Origin of the sequence: Streptomyces glaucescens (assembly GCF_000761215.1) — a bacterium.
GTDB lineage: Bacteria > Actinomycetota > Actinomycetes > Streptomycetales > Streptomycetaceae > Streptomyces > Streptomyces glaucescens_B.
The window spans coordinates 2,035,221-2,052,337 of record NZ_CP009438.1; the positions used below are offsets into that span (position 1 = coordinate 2,035,221).

19 protein-coding genes and 1 pseudogene are annotated in these 17,117 nt (G+C 74.4%); 9 read left to right on the forward strand and 11 right to left on the reverse strand.

Translation table 11 applies throughout. The features are described 5' to 3' along the window. The first annotated feature begins 108 nt into the window (after nucleotides 1-108). Nucleotides 109-1,572 (forward strand): PLP-dependent aminotransferase family protein, encoded by a 1,464-nt coding sequence (locus SGLAU_RS08820; protein WP_043499902.1) that lies wholly within the window; start codon nucleotides 109-111, stop codon nucleotides 1,570-1,572. A gap of 118 nt (nucleotides 1,573-1,690) precedes the next feature. Here SGLAU_RS08820 and SGLAU_RS08825 read toward each other — a convergent pair whose 3' ends face one another. Both SGLAU_RS08825 and SGLAU_RS08830 read right to left on the reverse strand, forming a co-directional pair. Continuing rightward, on the reverse strand, nucleotides 1,691-1,966 hold the full coding sequence (locus SGLAU_RS08825; RefSeq protein WP_043499903.1) for a DUF397 domain-containing protein: 276 nt from the start codon (nucleotides 1,964-1,966) through the stop codon (nucleotides 1,691-1,693). Further along, nucleotides 1,967-2,827, reverse strand: coding sequence for a helix-turn-helix domain-containing protein (locus SGLAU_RS08830; RefSeq protein ID WP_043499904.1), 861 nt, complete (start codon nucleotides 2,825-2,827; stop codon nucleotides 1,967-1,969). A 244-nt stretch (nucleotides 2,828-3,071) separates the two neighbouring features. On the opposite strand from SGLAU_RS08830, the pseudogene SGLAU_RS35885 reads away from it, so the two are divergent. Both SGLAU_RS35885 and SGLAU_RS08840 read left to right on the forward strand, forming a co-directional pair. Continuing rightward, nucleotides 3,072-3,761, forward strand: a pseudogene (locus tag SGLAU_RS35885) (ATP-binding protein); the annotation flags it as partial. Nucleotides 3,762-3,961: 200 nt separating this feature from the next. Then, complete coding sequence (locus SGLAU_RS08840; protein ID WP_043499906.1) at nucleotides 3,962-4,399, forward strand: hypothetical protein; 438 nt, start codon at nucleotides 3,962-3,964, stop codon at nucleotides 4,397-4,399. 38 nt (nucleotides 4,400-4,437) lie between these two features. On the opposite strand, the gene SGLAU_RS08845 is transcribed toward SGLAU_RS08840, so the two are convergent. Then, complete coding sequence (locus tag SGLAU_RS08845) at nucleotides 4,438-4,620, reverse strand: hypothetical protein (protein ID WP_043499908.1); 183 nt, start codon at nucleotides 4,618-4,620, stop codon at nucleotides 4,438-4,440. Between the two features lie 393 nt (nucleotides 4,621-5,013). Then, entirely contained in the window at nucleotides 5,014-6,378 is a 1,365-nt protein-coding gene (locus SGLAU_RS08850; protein WP_043499910.1) for an amidohydrolase, read from the reverse strand. A gap of 135 nt (nucleotides 6,379-6,513) precedes the next feature. Between SGLAU_RS08850 and SGLAU_RS08855 the strand changes: the two genes are divergently transcribed. After that, the gene (locus tag SGLAU_RS08855) at nucleotides 6,514-7,452 is read left to right on the forward strand and encodes an endonuclease/exonuclease/phosphatase family protein (protein ID WP_043499912.1); all 939 of its coding nucleotides are present in this window, start codon (nucleotides 6,514-6,516) and stop codon (nucleotides 7,450-7,452) included. Between the two features lie 105 nt (nucleotides 7,453-7,557). On the opposite strand, the gene SGLAU_RS08860 is transcribed toward SGLAU_RS08855, so the two are convergent. Beyond that, entirely contained in the window at nucleotides 7,558-8,361 is an 804-nt protein-coding gene (locus SGLAU_RS08860; protein WP_043499914.1) for a nucleotidyltransferase domain-containing protein, read from the reverse strand. A gap of 201 nt (nucleotides 8,362-8,562) precedes the next feature. Here SGLAU_RS08860 and SGLAU_RS35890 point away from each other — a divergent pair, with 201 nt between their 5' ends. Genes SGLAU_RS35890 through SGLAU_RS08875 form a run of 3 tightly spaced genes read left to right on the forward strand, consistent with a single transcriptional unit; the run spans nucleotide 8,563 to nucleotide 9,883 of the window. Then, complete coding sequence (locus SGLAU_RS35890) at nucleotides 8,563-9,015, forward strand: hypothetical protein (protein ID WP_052413679.1); 453 nt, start codon at nucleotides 8,563-8,565, stop codon at nucleotides 9,013-9,015. After that, a complete protein-coding gene (locus tag SGLAU_RS08870) occupies nucleotides 9,012-9,425 on the forward strand; it encodes a RidA family protein (RefSeq protein WP_043499916.1) in 414 nt (137 codons plus the stop codon). Before SGLAU_RS35890 ends, SGLAU_RS08870 begins: the two co-directional genes overlap by 4 nt. Next, complete coding sequence (locus SGLAU_RS08875) at nucleotides 9,422-9,883, forward strand: GNAT family N-acetyltransferase (RefSeq protein ID WP_043499917.1); 462 nt, start codon at nucleotides 9,422-9,424, stop codon at nucleotides 9,881-9,883. The genes SGLAU_RS08870 and SGLAU_RS08875 overlap by 4 nt, the downstream gene beginning before the upstream one ends. 237 nt (nucleotides 9,884-10,120) lie before the next feature. On the opposite strand, the gene SGLAU_RS08885 is transcribed toward SGLAU_RS08875, so the two are convergent. After that, nucleotides 10,121-10,861, reverse strand: coding sequence for a uracil-DNA glycosylase (locus tag SGLAU_RS08885; protein WP_043499920.1), 741 nt, complete (start codon nucleotides 10,859-10,861; stop codon nucleotides 10,121-10,123). A 228-nt stretch (nucleotides 10,862-11,089) separates the two neighbouring features. Between SGLAU_RS08885 and SGLAU_RS08890 the strand changes: the two genes are divergently transcribed. Next, nucleotides 11,090-11,668, forward strand: coding sequence for an RNA-binding S4 domain-containing protein (locus SGLAU_RS08890; protein ID WP_078958032.1), 579 nt, complete (start codon nucleotides 11,090-11,092; stop codon nucleotides 11,666-11,668). A gap of 88 nt (nucleotides 11,669-11,756) precedes the next feature. Here the strand turns inward: SGLAU_RS08890 and SGLAU_RS08895 are convergent, their stop codons facing one another. After that, the gene (locus tag SGLAU_RS08895; protein WP_043499922.1) at nucleotides 11,757-12,446 is read right to left on the reverse strand and encodes a class I SAM-dependent methyltransferase; all 690 of its coding nucleotides are present in this window, start codon (nucleotides 12,444-12,446) and stop codon (nucleotides 11,757-11,759) included. Between the two features lie 171 nt (nucleotides 12,447-12,617). Here SGLAU_RS08895 and SGLAU_RS08900 point away from each other — a divergent pair, with 171 nt between their 5' ends. After that, on the forward strand, nucleotides 12,618-12,884 hold the full coding sequence (locus SGLAU_RS08900) for a DUF6343 family protein (RefSeq protein ID WP_043499924.1): 267 nt from the start codon (nucleotides 12,618-12,620) through the stop codon (nucleotides 12,882-12,884). Nucleotides 12,885-12,907: 23 nt separating this feature from the next. Here SGLAU_RS08900 and SGLAU_RS08905 read toward each other — a convergent pair whose 3' ends face one another. The 4 genes from SGLAU_RS08905 to rpsA all read right to left on the reverse strand — a co-directional run bounded on the left by SGLAU_RS08905 (nucleotide 12,908) and on the right by rpsA (nucleotide 16,897). Beyond that, entirely contained in the window at nucleotides 12,908-13,285 is a 378-nt protein-coding gene (locus SGLAU_RS08905; protein WP_043499926.1) for a tetratricopeptide repeat protein, read from the reverse strand. A 50-nt stretch (nucleotides 13,286-13,335) separates the two neighbouring features. After that, on the reverse strand, nucleotides 13,336-13,956 hold the full coding sequence (gene coaE, locus SGLAU_RS08910; RefSeq protein WP_043499927.1) for a dephospho-CoA kinase: 621 nt from the start codon (nucleotides 13,954-13,956) through the stop codon (nucleotides 13,336-13,338). Nucleotides 13,957-14,138: 182 nt separating this feature from the next. After that, nucleotides 14,139-15,077, reverse strand: a complete 939-nt coding sequence (locus SGLAU_RS08915) for a PAC2 family protein (protein ID WP_043499928.1) — start codon at nucleotides 15,075-15,077, stop codon at nucleotides 14,139-14,141. A 326-nt stretch (nucleotides 15,078-15,403) separates the two neighbouring features. Beyond that, the gene (gene rpsA / locus SGLAU_RS08920) at nucleotides 15,404-16,897 is read right to left on the reverse strand and encodes a 30S ribosomal protein S1 (RefSeq protein ID WP_043499930.1); all 1,494 of its coding nucleotides are present in this window, start codon (nucleotides 16,895-16,897) and stop codon (nucleotides 15,404-15,406) included. Nucleotides 16,898-17,117 lie beyond the last annotated feature (220 nt).

Here is a 17,117-nt window from a genome sequence, read left to right on the forward strand (position 1 = left end):
CCGTCCTGCCCGTCGTGCGCGGTCCGCGTCGCCTGTGTCGCCTGTGTCGTCTGCGTCGTCATGGCGTCAACCTACGGCTCGCAAAGACCGGCGGTAGGGTGCACTTCCGTGGCTGATTCGTGGGTCAATGAGGCGGAACGCATCGGTGCCGATCTGCACCTGGAGCTGTCGGGTCCGGGCGGCCGGCGGGCCGCGCTCATCCGGGCGCTGCGCGAGGCCGTACGCAGCGGACGATTGGCGCCCGGCACCCGGCTGCCGCCCTACCGTTCGCTCGCCGCCGATCTCGGTGTCGCCCGCAACACGGTGGCCGACGCCTACGCCGAACTGGTGGCGGAGGGCTGGCTGACCGCCCGTCAGGGATCCGGCACCCGGGTCGCCGACCGCGCCGAGCCCCTCAAGGCCGCCGGGCGGGTGCCCAAGAAGTCACCGCCACGCGCGCGTGGTCCCCGGTACGACCTGCGTCAGGGCACCCCGGACGCGTCGGCGTTCCCCCGCGCGGAATGGCTGGCCTCCTACCGCCGCGCCCTCCAGCAGGCTCCCAACGAGGTGTTCGGACCCGGTGATCCTGCGGGTCGCCGGGAGCTGCGCGAGGCGCTGACCGAGTACCTGGCACGCGCGCGCGGGGTACGCACCGCGCCGGAGCGCATCGTCATCTGCTCCGGTTTCGCGCACGCCCTGCGGCTGCTGTTCCACCCCGGCGGCCCCGGCGGCGGCGCGGCCGTGCTGCGCGGTCCGCTGGCCGTCGAGTCCTACGGGCTCTCGTTCCACCGCGGCCTGCTGGCCGCGGCGGGCGTCCGCACCGTCCCGCTGCCCCTGGACGGGGACGGCGCGCGGGTGGACCTGCTGGCCCGGGAGCGGGCCGTACTGCTCACGCCCGCCCACCAGTTCCCCACCGGCGGGCCGCTGCACCCCGCGCGCCGGGCGGCCGTGGTCGACTGGGCCCGCGCGCGTGGCGGGCTGGTCCTGGAGGACGACTACGACGGGGAGTTCCGCTACGACCGCAAGCCCGTCGGCGCGGTCCAGGGCCTCGACCCGGAGCGGGTCGTCTACCTCGGCTCGGTCAGCAAGAGCCTGTCGCCGGCGCTGCGGCTGGGCTGGATGGTGCTGCCGGAGCGGTACGTGGACGCCGTGCTCGCGGCCAAGGGCGAGCGGGAGGCGTGGGCGAGCGTGCTGGACCAGCTGAGCCTCGCCGACTTCCTCGCCCGCGGGGCGTACGACCGTCATGTGCGCCGCATGCGGCAGCGGTACCGCAGTCGCCGGGACCGGCTCGTGGCCGCGCTCGCGGAGCGGGCGCCGCACATCGGGGTCACCGGAGTGGCGGCGGGTCTGCACGCCGTGCTGCGGCTGCCGCCGGGCACCGAGCGGTCCGCCGTCAAGGCGGCCACATGGCAGGGGATCGCCCTCGACGGCCTGGGCGAGTTCCGCCACCCGCAGGCCCCCGTGACGGCGCCGGACCCGCTCGCCACGGACGGGCCGGTCACGGACGGGCTGGTCGTGGGCTATGCGACGCCCTCCGAGCACGCGTACGCGGCGGCGCTGGAGGCACTGTGCGGGGTGCTGCCGCCGGCCTGAGGCAGGGGGCGCACGGCGTCATCGGTCCGGTGCCGGGAGCAGGGAGACGAGCAGACCGGTCAGGCGGTGCGGAAGCGGGGACGGGAGTGCGGAGAGGACGAGGAACGAAAGGACCCGTTCACGACAGGAGGAAGTCCGCCACCCCCGCCTTGGCGCCCTCGATGAACGCCGTCATCTCGTCGGTGGTGTAGATCAGCGCCGGCCCGTCCGGATCGGTGGACTGCCGGACGGCTATGCGGCCGTCGGCAAGTTTCATCGCCTCCAGGCAGTTGCCCCCGTTGCCGCCGCTCCACGGCTTGTGCCAGCCCTCGCTGCCCAGCTCCCGCGCGGGCATGCCGTTGTAGATCCGCTCCGCGCGGACCCTCGGCTGGGGCTGGGACGTGATGCGATCCATTCACAGCTCCTTGCGGAGATCCCGCAGGATCTCCTTCGTGCGTTGTGCCGTGGCGGCCTGCGCCGCCATGCGGTCCATGACCTCCAGGTGGGTCGCCACCTCGGCGCGCGCGTCCAGGTAGACGGCGCCGGTCAGGTACTCGCTGTAGACCATGTCCGGCAGTTCGGGCATGGCGAATCGGAACAGCACGAAGGGCCCGTAGGTGCCGGGATGCGGCCCGGTGGAGAACGGGACGACCTGCAGCGTCACGTGGGGCAGCTTCGTGGCGTCGAGCAGCCTGTCGATCTGCGCGCGCATCACCTCCGGGCCGCCGACCGGGCGGCGCAGCGCCGTCTCGTCCATCACCATCCAGAGCCGCGGGGCGTCCGGACGGGTGAGCAGTTCCTGGCGTTGCATGCGCAGGGCGACGTGCCGCTCGATGTCCTCGGGGCGGGTCTGGCCGACGGCTCCCGAGGTGAGGACCCCGCGCGCGTAGTCCTCGGTCTGGAGCAGGCCGGGGACGAAGTGCGGTTCGTAGCTGCGGATGAGGGCGGCCGCGCCCTCCAGGCTGACGTACATGGAGAACCAGCCGGGCAGGATGTCGTGGAAGCGCTGCCACCAGCCGGGCCGGTTGGCGTCCTCGGCCAGCCGGACGAACGCCTCGGCCTCGTCGTCGGGGACGCCGTAGGCCTTCAGGAGGAGCTGGACGTACGGGATCTTGAGCGCGACCTCGGCGGTCTCCATGCGCCGGACCGTGGCGGGGGCGACGTGGAGGACGCGGGCGGCCTCCTCGCGCTTGAGGCCCGCGCGTTCCCGCAGGTCCTGCAGGCGCCGGCCGAGGACGACCTGGCCGACCGTCGGCGCGGACCGCGGTTCGCTCACGCTCCACCCACCTCCAGTAAGGAATTCCGGACAGCCCGGCGGCGCCAACCGAAGACCTGTTCGAAGGTTCGAACCGGCCAGATCTGGCCGGTCGACACCGGTCGAAAACCGGGCGGTACCGGCCGGAAGCGGTCGGTACTGACCTTCGGCGATCCCAAGTGGCGCCGCTCGACGTGCTGTTGCGAGCAGTGTGCCATGGCCGTTCAAAGAGTCACACCGCACTCTGCAATTTTCAGAGTGACACTTGCCAAGTGTTCAGGCCGGGGAGATAGTGGCAAGCGTGATTCCGTCCGCGCCCTTAGGAACAGACGCCACCGCAGACCGCCCCCTCGGTCTCGGTGCCGATGGGGGTTCCCCCGCTCGGCCCTGGTCGAGCGCGGGGGAGGCAGCCGTCCCCTCCGGGGGCGCCGCCGAGCGCCGGTTCCGTTTCGAGCTGGCCGCGCACCCGGGCTCGCCCGCGCAGGCCAGACGCCTGACCCGGGCGCGTCTGACCGGCTGGTCGGTCTGCGAGGACACCTGTGACTCGGCCGCCCTGGTGGTGTCCGAGCTGGTCACCAACGCCATCGTGCACACCGCGAGCGACGTCGTCGTCTGCGAGCTGCACGACGGCGGCGACCTGGTGCGCATAGCCGTGCGCGACCAGGGATGCGCGCCGGGCGAGCCCTGTCCGTCCCCGCAACGGCCCGACGAGGAGCACGGGAGGGGATTGCTTCTCGTCGACGCCCTGAGCCACGCCTGGGGCGCCCAGGAGCAGGGACCCGGCGGCCTGCTGGTCTGGGCCGAGCTGCCCCGCCAGGCGGAGGCACCCGGCCGGGACCGCGCGCCGCACGCCGACCTGGGCTGGGGCGCCCGCCCCAAGCCGACCCGCTCGGACGGCGGCACGGGTGAGGAGGACGAGGCGGAGGCCCAGGACCTGCTGGCGGACGACGAGCGCGGCCGCCGCATCCCGGCGCCACCGCAGGGCCGTACGCCCGCACCGCACGGCCACACCCCGGGCCCCGCGCACGTCCGCACCCATGCCGCGCCGCACGGCCGCGGCACGCCGGAGCACTCCACCGCCCGGCCCGACCCGCACCACCGGACGGGGGCCCCGGGAGTCCCCCCGTCCGGGCGGGGCCGCGCCTGGGGAACCGTGTGACGCCCGCGTCCGGCGGCGCCCAGGTGCGCACTCTGGAGACACTGCTCCGCCTGCGGCACGGACTGCACACGCCCGGCACGCCGGCCACGCCCGGCCGGCTGAGCGTCCCCGAGGGGATGAGCGCCCCGCTGGGCTGTGACGCGGTGGCGATGCCCGCCCGGTTCGGCCCGGAGGTGCTGCCCCGGCTGCCCCGCGTGGGATGCGTGTACGCCGACGACACGCACTGGTGGTGGCTCGTCCCGTCCGAGTCCGACTACGCCCTGGAGTGGCCCGCCCCCGCGCGGTACGCGATCGGCGCGGTCGTTCCCGACGCGCCGCGCCTCATCCACCGGCCGGACGGCGAGCTTCCGTACACCCCGCCGATACCGCTGTACCTGACCCTGTGCCGGCTCACCGGGACGGCACCGAGCTGGTCTCAGGTGGTCGGCGCGTAGCACCGCACCCGCGCGGACGGCGTCCGTCCGCCACGCGGTCAGGCGGCGGCGTCCGCGGTGGCCTTCTCACGGACGATCACCAGGAACGTGTCCGTGGCCAGGTCCATGACGACCTCGGCCGGCAGACCCTCCGCCCGCCGCGCGTGCGCGAATTCCTCGGCCGGCCACGAACCGCGCGGACCGCCGGCGGGAAAGCGCTCGATCACCGTTCGCCCGTTCACCGTGCACCTCCAGTAAGCCTCGTGCGTGTACGAGTTAACGCCTGTCGAAGGTCAAACGCCTCTGCGGTGACATGACCGAGACGTAGTTGACACCCATTCACCACTGATGGCACGCCGTCTCCCGGGGAACGCGGGCCACGGCTCCCCCTGAGGTCACTCTGCGCACTCGCCGCTGGGAACTAATGTGCGCACTTCGCGCGGGTGTTCCGAGGGGGTGGCCGGCGCCCGGGGCGCCGCTCACCGCACGGGGAGGGTCGGTTTTCGGCCAGGTTCCGGACCGCCGTTCCGGCCAGGTGCCGTGCCGTCCCGCCGGCCGCCGGGATCCGGGACCCTCCCGCCGCCCGGATCAGGCGCGCTGTCACCGTCCGGGTCAGGTCCCCGTCGCCGTCCGGGTCACGTGGCGTACCGCTGCACGCGCCGCCCGTGGCCCCGGTCCAGGAGGGCGGGCAGCCGCTCCCCCAGCTCGCGGACGACCGACGGCACGTCCAGCGTCAGCAGCTCGCGGTCGCGCATCAGGACGCGGCCGTCGACGATCGTGGTGCGGACGTCGGAGGAGCGGGCGCTGTGCACCAGGGTCGCGGGGAGGTCGTGCACGGGCTGGGTGTGCGGTCCGGTGAGGTCGACCAGGACGATGTCCGCGCGGTGCCCCGGCTCGAGGGAGCCGACGACGCCGTCGAGGCCGACCGCGCGGGCGCTCTGCAGGGTGGCGTGGTGGAGGGCCTGACGCGCGGTCAGCCAGCGCGGGTCGCCCTCGGCCGCCTTCTGGACGAGGGCGGTGAGCGCCATCGACTCCCAGACGTCGAGGGAGTTGTTTGAGGCGGCGCCGTCCGTGGCGAAGCCCACCGGCACGCCGATCGTGCGCAGGGCGCGCACCGGTGTGGTGGTGGGCCAGGCGAACTTCAGGTACCCGCGCGGTGCGCTGGCGACGGCGACCCGCCCGCCGGCCCGCTCCAGGACGGGCAGGTCGCGCTCGGTGATGCCGGTGCCGTGCGCGATCAGCACGTCGGTGTCGAGCAGACCGGTGCGCTCCAGGACCTCGATCGGGGTGGCGCCCCACCGGGCGAGGCTGGCCTCGGTCTGGTCGCGGTTCTCGGCGGCGTGCAGGTGCACCGGCAGGCCGTGCTCGCGGGCCAGGACCGCGGTCGCCGCGAGGTCGGCGTCATCGACCGTGTAGGGGGCGTGCGGGGCGAGGGCGGTGGTGATCCGGCCGCCGGCGCCGCCCCGGTGCCGTAGCGCGAACTCCAGGGAACGCTCCCGCCCCCCGGGGCCCTGCGACGAGAAGAATGCCTCGCCCAGGTGGGCGCGGATACCGCACTCCTCGACGACGGCCGCCACCGCGTCCATGGCGAAGTAGTGGTCCGCGAAGCAGGTGACACCGCCCCGGATCATCTCCGCGCACGCCAGCCGCGCGCCCAGTTCGACGTCCCGCGCGGTGAGGTTCGACTCGACGGGCCACACCACGTCGTCGAACCACTCCTCGGTGGGCAGGTCCTCGGCGACCCCGCGCAGCGCGACCATCGGGGCGTGCGTGTGGCAGTTGACCAGGCCGGGCAGCGCGACCTGACCGCGCGCGTCGATGCGCTCGGCGGCGGTCAGCCCGGCGGCGTCCGCGGCCGTGGTGACGTCGGCGACGACCCCGTCGCGCACGACGATCGCGGCGTCGTCCCGGAAGGCGATCCGCTCGTGGTCGGCCTGCCCTTCGACGTGCACGAGGGCGGTGCATCCCGTGATGATGAGGTCGGCGGGAGAAGTCGTCATCACGCCAACGTACGGCGGGGTGGTACCGCGTCGTGGGCCGAACCGCGCATCGGGTCCGGCCGGCCGCGGGATCCGCCGGGCACCCGGCCCGGCCCCACCACGGCCCGCCACCAGGTTCTGCGAAAGGGGCCCGGCATGCTGGTAGGCACCTGGAATCTGGAGAACCTCTACCGGCCCGGCGGGCTGTTCGGCCCGCGGGACCGGCCCGCGTACGACACCAAGCTCGCCGCCCTCGCCGCCGTGATCACCGAGCTGGACCCGGACCTGCTGGGGCTCCAGGAGATCGGCGAGCCGGTGGCCCTGGCCGACCTGGCCGGCCTGCTGGACGGCGAGTGGCACACCGCGGTGTCCGCGCATCCCGACCCCCGGGGCATCCGGGTGGGTTTCCTCAGCCGTACGCCGCTGCGCCCGCTGGCCGACACGACGGCGTTCCCGGACCCGCTGCGCCCGGTGCAGACGGACGACACGGGACGGACCGCGCAGGCGGCCGGGCGCGGGCTGCTGGCCGTGGCGACGGAGGGCGTGAGCGTCGCGGTCGCCCATCTGAAGTCGAAGCTGCTGACCTACCCGGTCAACCGCTTCCAGCCGCACGACGAGGGGGAACGCGCCCGCTACGGCGCCTACGCGCTGCAGCGGCGGGCCGCCGAGGCGACGGCGCTGCGCGCGCTGGCCGACGCGCTGCTCGGGGGCGACGGCCGGGAGCGTGACGTGGTGGTGCTGGGCGACCTCAACGACGAGGTGCAGGCGGCGACCACCCAGATCCTGCTCGGGCCGCCCGGCTCGGAGGCCGGCACCGGCGGCTTCGACCGGCCCGACCTGGGCGACGGGGCCCGGCTGTGGAACGTGGCCCCGTTCATCCCCGCCGGGCAGCGCTATTCGCGGGTCCGGTCCGGACGCCGCGAACTCATCGACCACGTGCTGCTCAGCCACCGCCTGGTCCACCGGGTGACGGCCGCGGGCACCGGGCTGCCCGGCGAGACGGCCCCCCGGCTGCCCTCGGTCGAGGGGGACCCGGCGGGCCGCCGGGACGCACCGGGCTCGGACCACGCGCCGGTGTGGGTACGGATCGGATAGTCCGGCGGACGGTGGCCGGCACCCCCTTCCCGGGGCGGGGCCGGCCGGGCCCGCCCCGGCCGGCGCCGGGGGCGTCCGCTCCGCGGGGCGGCTCGGGCACGCGCTTCACGCGCGCGTGCAAGGCGCGCACTGCGCGCGGGCCTCCTCCACGCGCGCGTCGAGGAGTGTCTCCGCCGCCGTGACCGCGGCCCCCAGGGCGTCCGGGTCCGCCGGGCCCAGCGACGCGACGATCTCGTCGACGCCCCGCAGTCCCGCCCGCTCCAGCAGCCGCTTCTCGTTGGTGATCCACTCGCCCCTGGCCGCCAGCACGGCGTGGCCCGCCTGGGTCGCGGCGACGGCGAGCGCGCCGGCGAGTTCGGTGCGGCGCCCGGCGGGGGCGTGGTTGGCCCGGGCGTAGGCGAGGGTCGCGCGGGCGGTGCCGTGCCAGCGGTCGGCGGCGGAGCGGCGGAGCCGGTCCGGGTAGCGGCCGGGACGCGGCGGGGTGCCGCGCAGGGGCCGGTTGACCGCGAGTTCGGCGACGACCAGGTAGCTGGGGATCCCGGCGAGGTGGAACAGCAGCGGCTCGACCCGGAACCGCCCCTGCTCGGCCTCGGCCAGCTCGTGCTCGACCACGTCGAGGTCCCGGTAGTGGACGTCCACCCGGCGGCCGTCGACGGTCAGCCAGCCGCCTCCGTTGAACACGCCGCCGCCCCAGCCTCCGACCTCGGAGATCTCGCCCTCCCAGCCGACCGCGCGCAGGTCGGCGGGGTCGAAGGGGCCCCGGTAGTAGATGCCGAGGTCCCAGTCGCTGTCCGCGCGGTGGGTGCCCTGGGCGCGGGAGCCGCCGAGGGAGACGGCCTCGACGGTGGGGAGGGCGGCGAGGCGGTCGGCGACGGTGTCGAGGAAGGCCGAGTCGGTGAGGGCGGGCATCGGCGGCTCCGAGGGCTGCGAGGCTTCGGCGGCACGGCTGGCGGAGGCAGCGTAGCCGGGGCCCGTCAGCCGCGGGAGTCCGAGGGCCGCCGCGGTGGGCGCACCCCGGCGGGGCGGTACGGGGGGCCGATTGTCAGTGGGGCGCGTTATCAATGAAGTCGTCACGCAGTGTGAGGAAGGCAAGGGTTCAGGGGGACAGGGATGACGACGCAGGACAGGTCGCGCGACGGCCGGCCGCAGCGGCTCCGGCCGGCCCGGACGCAGGTGTCGGTGGCCGGGCTGCGGGCCAGGGGATGGACCGCCGCGCTGGTGCGCCAGCTCCTCGGCGAGCCCGACGTGCTGCGCCCGCACCCGCTCTTCCGCACCGCCCGGCAGATCGGCCTCTACCGGCTGGAGCGCGTGGAAGCCGCCGAACGCGGCGAGGAGTTCCGCGCGGTGGCGGCCGCCGCCGCCCGGCGCTCGGCCGCGGCCCGCACGGCCGCCCTGCGCAGGCGCCGGATCCCCCGCCGCCCGGGCCCGGCCGGCCTCGGTGACGACGACGCGCATCGGCGTGCGGGGGGTCCGGGCCGAATTCGGATGCGGGCCCGGTGCGGGACACCGGATGATCGGCCGAGGTCCCGCCGTACGTCCCGACAGATCCAGGAGCGCCCGTGATCCAGCGCGTCACCGTCCCCGGCCTCTTCCCACCGCCGCGGTACTCCCACGCCTCCGTGGTGGAGGCCGGCACGAGACTGGCGTTCCTCGCCGGGGCCGTGCCGCTCGACGCGGAGGGCAGGCTGGTCGGCGAGGGCGATCCGGTGCGGCAGGCGGAGCAGGTGATCGCCAATCTCGAACGCCAGCTGAGTGCCGTGGGCAGCGACGTGACGCGGGTGGTGGCGACCGACGTGTACGTGGTGAGCGACGATCCCGCCGTGCTGTCCGCGGTGTGGGACGTGGTCACCGCCTCCGGGCTGAGCGCCGGACCGCACTCGTCGACCCTCGTGGGCGTGGCCTGCCTCGGCTACACCGGGCAGCTCGTGGAGATCACGGCCACCGCCGTGGTCCCCGGGGAGGTGCGTCCGTGACGCCGGCCGTGGTGATCCGCCGGGCCGCCGCGGCCGACGCCCGGCCCGCCGCCGACGTATGGCTGCGGTCCTTCGCCGCCGCACTGCCCGGGGTGGTGCGGGCCCACTCCGACGACGAGGTCCGCGACTGGTTCCGGCGCGTGGTGGTGCCCCGGCACGAGACCTGGGTGGCCGAGGCGGCGGACGGGCTGACCGGGGTGATGGTGCTCGCCGGGGCGGAGCTGTCGCAGCTGTACCTCGACCCCGGCTGGCGCGGGCGCGGTCTGGGCGACCGGTTCGTCGCGCTGGCCAAGGAGCGCCGGCCGGAGGGTCTCGAGCTGTGGACCTTCCAGGTCAACGGACCCGCCCGGCGCTTCTACGAGCGGCACGGCTTCGTCGCGGCCGAGTGGACGGACGGCAGCGGGAACGAGGAACGGGAGCCGGACGTGCGCTACGTCTGGCGCCCGCGCGCCGCGTAGCCGGTCCCCGACCCGCCGTCCGGCGGTGACGCCCCGCCGGAGCCGGCCGCCGCGGTGGGGGCCGGCGCTGCACGCCGGTCTGGGCGGGCGTACGCGTCCGTCGCCGCGGCCGGCAGCTCCGCGGCCCCGGTGGCGCCCGCGCTGTCCCCGGGCCCGGGCCACGACCCGCGGCTCGCTGCCCGGCCAGGCAGGATGCGCACGAGGGCGCGGTTCCGCGTGCGCTTCCTCGTGCGGGCCCTATGTCCGGCCCGGAAGTCCGGCCGTGGCCGCCGCCGTGCGCAGCACCTCCCGCAGCATCGCGGGGGTGAGGCGGCCGGTGAAGGTGTTGCGCTGGCTCACGTGGAAACAGCCGAAGAGGTCGAGGCCGCCGGGGCCCTCGGCGCCGCCCGGTCCCCCGGCGCCGGCGGGAGCGGAGAGCCGGACGTGGGCACCGTGCCCGAACGCCGGGCGCGGTCGCGGCACGGTCCAGCCCGCCTCGGCGAACGCGGGCAGCGCGGCCTGCCAGCCGAAGGCGCCGAGCACGACCACGGTGCGCAGCGTGGGCCGCAGCAGTCGCAGTTCCTGGACGAGCCAGGAACGGCAGGTGTCCCGCTCCCCCGGGGTCGGCTTGTTCTCGGGCGGCGCGCAGTGCACGGGCGCGGTGACGCGGACGCCGTACAGCTCCAGGCCGTCGCCGGGCCGCACGGAGGTGGGCTGGGAGGCGAGGCCCACGTCGTGCAGCGCCTGGTAGAGCACGTCCCCCGAGCGGTCGCCGGTGAACATCCGGCCGGTGCGGTTGCCGCCGTGCGCGGCCGGGGCGAGACCGACGATCAGCAGCCGGGCGTCCCCCGGGCCGAAGCCCGGGACGGGACGGCCCCAGTACGTCCAGTCGGCGAACGCGGCTCGCTTGGTGCGGGCCACCTCCTCCCGCCAGGCGACCAGCCGTGGGCAGGCGGCACATCCCGCGATCCGTGCGTCCAGGTCGGCCAGGCTGTCCATGCCTCAACGGTACGGGCGCGGAGTTAAGGTCGGGGCATGGCTTCCGAGCGTACGGACAGGAACAGGGGCGACGGCCGCAGCGGGAACCGCCGGCACGGCACGGACGGCGCAGACGGCCGCGGGCCGGACGGTACGGCCCTCGCCGGCCCGCGAGAGGCGCAGGTGCCTGCGCCGGCGTCGGCCGAGCCGGCCGCCGCGGACGCCCCGGACACCGCCGCGTATGCCGCCGTGGACGGCGGCACCCGGTCACCCGGCGCCGAGGCCGACGGCGGCGGCAACGACGAGGGCAACGGCGAAGGCGAGGGCCGCACCGTGGAGGCGCAGGCCCCCGCCGTGGACCCCAAGGTCGCCGCCGCGATCGCCGCCGCCGAGGCCGCCGCCCCGGCGAACGGGGAGACCGTGCGCATCGACAGCTGGATCTGGGCGGTCCGGCTCATCAAGAGCCGTTCCCTGGGCTCAGCCGCCTGCAAGGGCGGGCACGTCCGGGTGAACGGTGAGCGGGTCAAGCCCGCCCATGCCGTGCGGGTCGGCGACGAGGTGCGCCTTCGGCAGGAGGGCCGGGAGCGGATCGTGGTCGTCAAGCGCCTGATCCGCAAGCGGGTCGGAGCCCCGGTGGCCGTGCAGTGCTACGTCGACAACAGCCCGCCGCCCCCGCCCCGCGAGGCCGTGGCCCCCGCCGGTGTCCGCGACCGCGGCGCCGGCCGTCCGACCAAGCGCGACCGCCGGGAGCTGGAACGCCTCCGCGGCCTCAAGGGCTTCGGCTTCGGAGGCCACGCGACCCCGGGGGGCCGCCCCGCGGAGCGCTGACCGCACGGTCACGACGTCCACCGGGAGGAGGGAGAAAGACCCGCTCGCCGAGGAGACGGACCCGCGTGCCGGCGGCGATCTCGTGGCCCTACGGTTCGCCCCTCAGCGGCACCGCCCTCACCCAGGTCCGGTCGTCCGTGAGGTACCGGTCCACCGTGAGCCCCGCCTCTGCCAGTGCCTCCTCGAACTGCTCCTCGGTCAGGGGCCGGGCCCGGAACGTCTGGGTCCAGGTCGCGTCCGGGAACTCGTACTCCGCGCGCACCGAACGCAGGCCGTCCCCGACCGGGTCCGACGCCACGATCCGCACGGTGAACCCGCTGGGGTCGACCCGCTCGCGCGGGACTTTCGTGTGGTAGTCCTCGCCCTCCCGCTGGATCAGCACGCAGCCGTCCGGCGCCACGTGCCGCAGGCAGGTCCGCAGCAGTCCGCGCCGCACCCGCGTGTCCCCGGTGTGCACGAGGAACGAGGCCAGCAGCACCGCGTCGAACGTCTCGCCCAGGTCCAGGTCCTCGATCGGACTGAGGACCGTACGCGCCCCGCGGACGCGCTCCAGCATCTCGGGGGACTCGTCGACCGCCGTCACCCGGTACCCCCGCGCCAGAAGCGGGTGCGTCATCCGGCCCACCCCGCTGCCCAGCTCGAGCACGCTCGCTCCCGCCGGGACCGCGGAGGCGATGATGTCCGGCTCGGGCCCGGCCGGCAGGCGTGCGTAGAGCTCGACCGCGCAGCCGTCCGGGGTGATCGCGCCGGGCCCCGTCCCCTGATGCCCCGCTCGCATTCTCTGCTCCATGCCCGCCCAACGCCCCGTCCCCGCACACCCGTTCCCCTCAGCCTCCGGACCACCCGTTCGAGTGACGGCGCGCTTGTCAAACCCCTGGCCGGGGCGTCGGTGCCGCGCTGGAGCGCCGCCGGACACGGGAGTACGTTGCAGGGAGGAACGGTGGTCCGGATGCGTACAGGCAGTGAGCCGAGGACGGCGCGCAGTGCCCTGCGGGCGCGGTTCTGGCTGAGCGTGTGGGGGCTGGTCTGGGCGGTCTTCGGCACGGCGGCGTTCGCGCTGGCCGGGCGGACCGGCTGGGCCGTCGCCTGCGGAGTGCTGTGGCTGGTCGTCACGGTCGACATGGCGGTGATCCTGCGGCACATCCGCCAGGGCCCGCACTACCAGCCCGGTCCCGACGTCCCGCCGTACCGGCCTCCGGAGGGGCCGGCGCCCTGAGGGCCGGTCGGGACGAGCCCGCCTCAGTCGAAGCGCGCCGCCTTCAGGTACTCCGGGTTCGGGTCCAGCGCGGCCGCCAGCCGGAAGTGGCGTCTGGCCTGGTCGGGGCGGCCCTGCCGCTCATAGGTGCGGGCGAGCGCGAAGTGCGCGAACGCGTTGTCCGGTTCGCGTTCCAGCACGATGGTGAACTCGAGTTCGGCAGGGCGCAGTTGCGCGGCCGCGAAGAAGGCGCGGGCGCGCAGCAGCCGGGCCGCGGTGTTCTCGGGGTGCGCGGCGATCACGCCGTCGAGCAGCTTCACCGCGCCCCGCGGGTCCCGCGCGGCGAGCAGCTGCTCGGCGGCGCGGAAGTCGATGACGTGCGTCTCCGGAGAGCGTCCGGTCGAACCGCTGGTCTCGGGCACGGCACATTCCTTCCCTGGCTGCGTCCGCTCAACGCCGCGACGGGGGCCGGTTATTCCCGCGCCGCGTCCTCGGGGGCACGGGCGCGGCGGACCAGCTCGGCCCATACGTCCCCGACCCGGCGCTCCAGCTCCGCCAGCGGCACGTCGTTGTCGATCACGATGTCCGCGATCTCACGGCGCTTCTCCCGGCTCGCCTGTGCCGCCATGCGCGCGCGGGCGTCCTCCTCGGTCATGCCGCGCAGCCGGACCAGCCGGTCGAGCTGGGTCTCCGGGGCGGCGTCGACGACGATCACCACGTCGTAGAGCGGCGCCAGGCCGTTCTCCGTGAGCAGCGGCACGTCGTGCACCACGACGGCGTCCTCCGCGGCGGCGGCCTCCAGCTCGCGGGACCGGGCTCCGACGAGGGGGTGCACGATCGAGTTCAGGACGGCCAGCTTCTCCGGGTCGGCGAAGACGATGGAGCCGAGCCGGGGCCGGTCCAGGCCACCGTCCGGGGCCAGCACCTGCTCGCCGAAGGCCTCGACGACCGCGGCGAGCCCGGGGGTCCCCGGTGCCACGACCTCGCGCGCGATGCGGTCCGCGTCGATCAGCACCGCGCCGCGCTCCACGAGCAGGCGCGACACCTCGCTCTTGCCGGCGCCGATGCCTCCGGTCAGGCCCACAGTCAGCATGAGCGGAAGCTTAGGCCCTGCCGGTCACGACGCGAGCGGGCGGGGCCCACCCGGTTCACGGCCGCCCTCCCGCCCGGACGGGAGGCGCGGCGCCGTGCCGCGACCCCGCGACGTCGTACCGCGCCGTACCGCCTCCCTGCGACGCCGGACCGCGTCCCCGGGCCGCACCGCGTCCCCCCGCGTCAGCCGTCGCCCTCCCGCTCCGCGAGGAACCGCTCGAACTCCCGCCCGATCTCGTCCGCCGAGGGGATCTCCACGGGCTCGGCGAGCATGTTGCCGCGCGTCTCCGCGCCGGCCACCGCGTCGTACTGGTGCTCCAAGCCCTGGACGAGCGCCGTCAGCTCCTCGTCGCCCTCCCGGATCTGCCGCTCGATCTCCGTCTGTGTGCGGTACGCCTCCGTGCGCAGCGCGTGCGCGATGCCCGGCAGGACCAGTCCGGTCGCCGCGGTGACGGCTTCCAGGACGGTCAGGGCCGCGTCGGGGTACGGCGAGCGGGCGATGTAGTGCGGGACGTGCGCGGCGACGCCCAGAACGTCGTGCCCGGCCTCCATCAGCCGGTACTCGACCAGGGACTCGGCGCTGCCGGGCACCTGTGCCTCCTCGAAGGGGCTGCGGTGGCCGGGGACCAGTTCGGTCCGGTTGCCGTGCGGGGTGAGCCCCACGGGGCGGGTGTGAGGGACGCCCATGGGGATGCCGTGGAAGTTCACGGCGAGGCGTACGCCGAGACGCTCCACGATCTGCTCCACGGCCGCCGCGAAGCGCTCCCACTCCACGTCCGGCTCCGGGCCCGACAGCAGCAGGAAGGGCGCGCCGGTGGCGTCCTGGACGATGCGCACGGCGAGCGTGGGCTCCTCGTAGCCGGTCCACCGGTCGCGCCGGAAGGTCAGCAGCGGCCGGCGGGCCCGGTAGTCGACGAGCCGGTCGTGGTCGAAGCGGGCGACGACCTGGTGGGGCAGCGAGTCGAGGAGCCGGCCGACGATCTGGTCGCCGGTCTCCCCCGCGTCGATGTATCCGTCGAAGTGGTAGAGCATGACAAGACCGGCCGATTCCTGGGCGAGCGCCATGTCGACGACGGCCAGGCCCTTCGGCTCCCACGTGTACAAACCCTGCGGATCAAGCACTGTGACCGCTCCTCCTCGTGTCCGTACGGAACAACGCGGCCCGGCGGACGGGCATTCCCGGACCCGGCTGGTTCCGTGACGTCCTGTCGCGGGGCGTGACGGGGCCGCGGGAGGCGGGGCGTGCGGCGGGGAGACACGCGCGGCCGCGGGTCGCCGCAGCCGAGGGCCCCCGGAGGGGACGAGGCGGCGCAGGGCGAACGGGCACCGGACGGACACCGGACGGGCAGCGACGGACACCGGACCGGCGCCGGACAGGCCGAGGGCCCGCACCCCTGGTGGGATGCGGGCCCTCGGACCTTTGTCGGCTGCCCCTCAGCGGGCTGCGCTCAGCTCTGGCCGCCGGCCAGCTTCTCGCGCAGCGCGGCCAGCGCCTCGTCCGACGCCAGGGCGCCGGAGTTGTCGCCGCCCTCGGAGGAGTACGAACCGCCACCGGAAGCGGCCGGAGCGGCGGCCTCGCCACCCTCGGCAGCGGCCTGGGCGTCCGCCTCGCGGGACTTGATGACCTGCTGCTGGTGCTGCTCGAAGCGTGACTGCGCCTCCGCGTACTGGCGCTCCCACTCCTCGCGCTGCTTCTCGTAGCCCGGCAGCCAGTCGTTGGTCTCCGGGTCGAAGCCCTCGGGGTAGATGTAGTTGCCCTGGTCGTCGTAGGACGCGGCCATGCCGTACAGGGTCGGGTCGAACTCGACCGCGGACGGGTCGGCACCGAAGGACTCGTTGGCCTGCTTCAGCGAGAGGCTGATGCGACGGCGCTCGAGGTCGATGTCGATGACCTTGACGAAGATCTCGTCGTTGACCTGGACGACCTGCTCCGGGATCTCCACGTGGCGCTCGGCCAGCTCGGAGATGTGGACCAGACCCTCGATGCCCTCGTCCACGCGGACGAACGCACCGAACGGAACCAGCTTCGTGACCTTGCCGGGCACGACCTGGCCGATCTGGTGGGTGCGGGCGAACTGCTGCCACGGGTCTTCCTGGGTCGCCTTCAGCGACAGGGAGACGCGCTCGCGGTCCATGTCCACGTCGAGGACCTCGACGGTGACCTCCTGGCCGACCTCGACGACCTCGGACGGGTGGTCGATGTGCTTCCAGGACAGCTCGGAGACGTGGACCAGACCGTCGACGCCACCCAGGTCCACAAAGGCACCGAAGTTGACGATCGAGGAGACGACGCCGGAACGGACCTGACCCTTCTGGAGGGTGGTGAGGAACGTCTGGCGGACCTCGGACTGGGTCTGCTCCAGCCAGGCACGGCGGGACAGGACCACGTTGTTGCGGTTCTTGTCCAGCTCGATGATCTTGGCCTCGAGCTCCTTGCCCACGTAGGGCTGGAGGTCGCGGACGCGGCGCATCTCGACCAGGGAGGCCGGGAGGAAGCCACGGAGGCCGATGTCGAGGATGAGACCACCCTTGACGACCTCGATGACGGTACCGGTGACGATCCCGTCCTCTTCCTTGATCTTCTCGATGGTGCCCCAGGCACGCTCGTACTGGGCGCGCTTCTTCGAGAGGATCAGGCGGCCTTCCTTGTCCTCCTTCTGGAGGACCAGGGCCTCGATCTCGTCACCCACGGCGACGACCTCGTTGGGGTCGACGTCGTGCTTGATCGAGAGCTCGCGGCTCGGGATAACGCCTTCGGTCTTGTAACCGATGTCGAGCAGGACCTCGTCCCGGTCGACCTTCACGATGACGCCGTCGACGATGTCGCCGTCGTTGAAGTACTTGATCGTCTCGTCGATCGCGGCGAGGAAGGCTTCCTCGTTACCGATGTCGTTGACCGCTACCTGCGGGGTGGTGGCGGTGGTCTCGGTGCTGCTCGTCATGTGGGAAAGGGCTCCGGTACGGACATTGAAGTCGTAGGTACTGCTACGCCGGGAGCCCGTTTCGCTCTGCAGAAGCCGGACAGCCAAGGAAGCGCCTCACCAGCCGGAACCGGTGTTGGCGCCTCGACAACCGAGGGGACATACAACAGATGCGAGCGCAGCCTGCTACGTCTGAGGTGCGCAGGCCCGCAGCGCAACTTGTAGCATACGGGGGCAGCCG

What these genes read in the sequence shown, in the direction of transcription:
- rpsA (WP_043499930.1), bottom strand. Translation starts at nt 16,897, where the DNA reads ATGACGAGCAGCACCGAGACCACCGCCACCACCCCGCAGGTAGCGGTC.
- SGLAU_RS08900 (WP_043499924.1), top strand. Translation starts at nt 12,618, where the DNA reads ATGCGTACAGGCAGTGAGCCGAGGACGGCGCGCAGTGCCCTGCGGGCG.
- SGLAU_RS08895 (WP_043499922.1), bottom strand. Translation starts at nt 12,446, where the DNA reads ATGCGAGCGGGGCATCAGGGGACGGGGCCCGGCGCGATCACCCCGGAC.
- SGLAU_RS08855 (WP_043499912.1), top strand. Translation starts at nt 6,514, where the DNA reads ATGCTGGTAGGCACCTGGAATCTGGAGAACCTCTACCGGCCCGGCGGG.
- SGLAU_RS35890 (WP_052413679.1), top strand. Translation starts at nt 8,563, where the DNA reads ATGACGACGCAGGACAGGTCGCGCGACGGCCGGCCGCAGCGGCTCCGG.
- SGLAU_RS08860 (WP_043499914.1), bottom strand. Translation starts at nt 8,361, where the DNA reads ATGCCCGCCCTCACCGACTCGGCCTTCCTCGACACCGTCGCCGACCGC.
- SGLAU_RS08850 (WP_043499910.1), bottom strand. Translation starts at nt 6,378, where the DNA reads ATGACGACTTCTCCCGCCGACCTCATCATCACGGGATGCACCGCCCTC.
- coaE (WP_043499927.1), bottom strand. Translation starts at nt 13,956, where the DNA reads ATGCTGACTGTGGGCCTGACCGGAGGCATCGGCGCCGGCAAGAGCGAG.
- SGLAU_RS08825 (WP_043499903.1), bottom strand. Translation starts at nt 1,966, where the DNA reads ATGGATCGCATCACGTCCCAGCCCCAGCCGAGGGTCCGCGCGGAGCGG.
- SGLAU_RS08885 (WP_043499920.1), bottom strand. Translation starts at nt 10,861, where the DNA reads ATGGACAGCCTGGCCGACCTGGACGCACGGATCGCGGGATGTGCCGCC.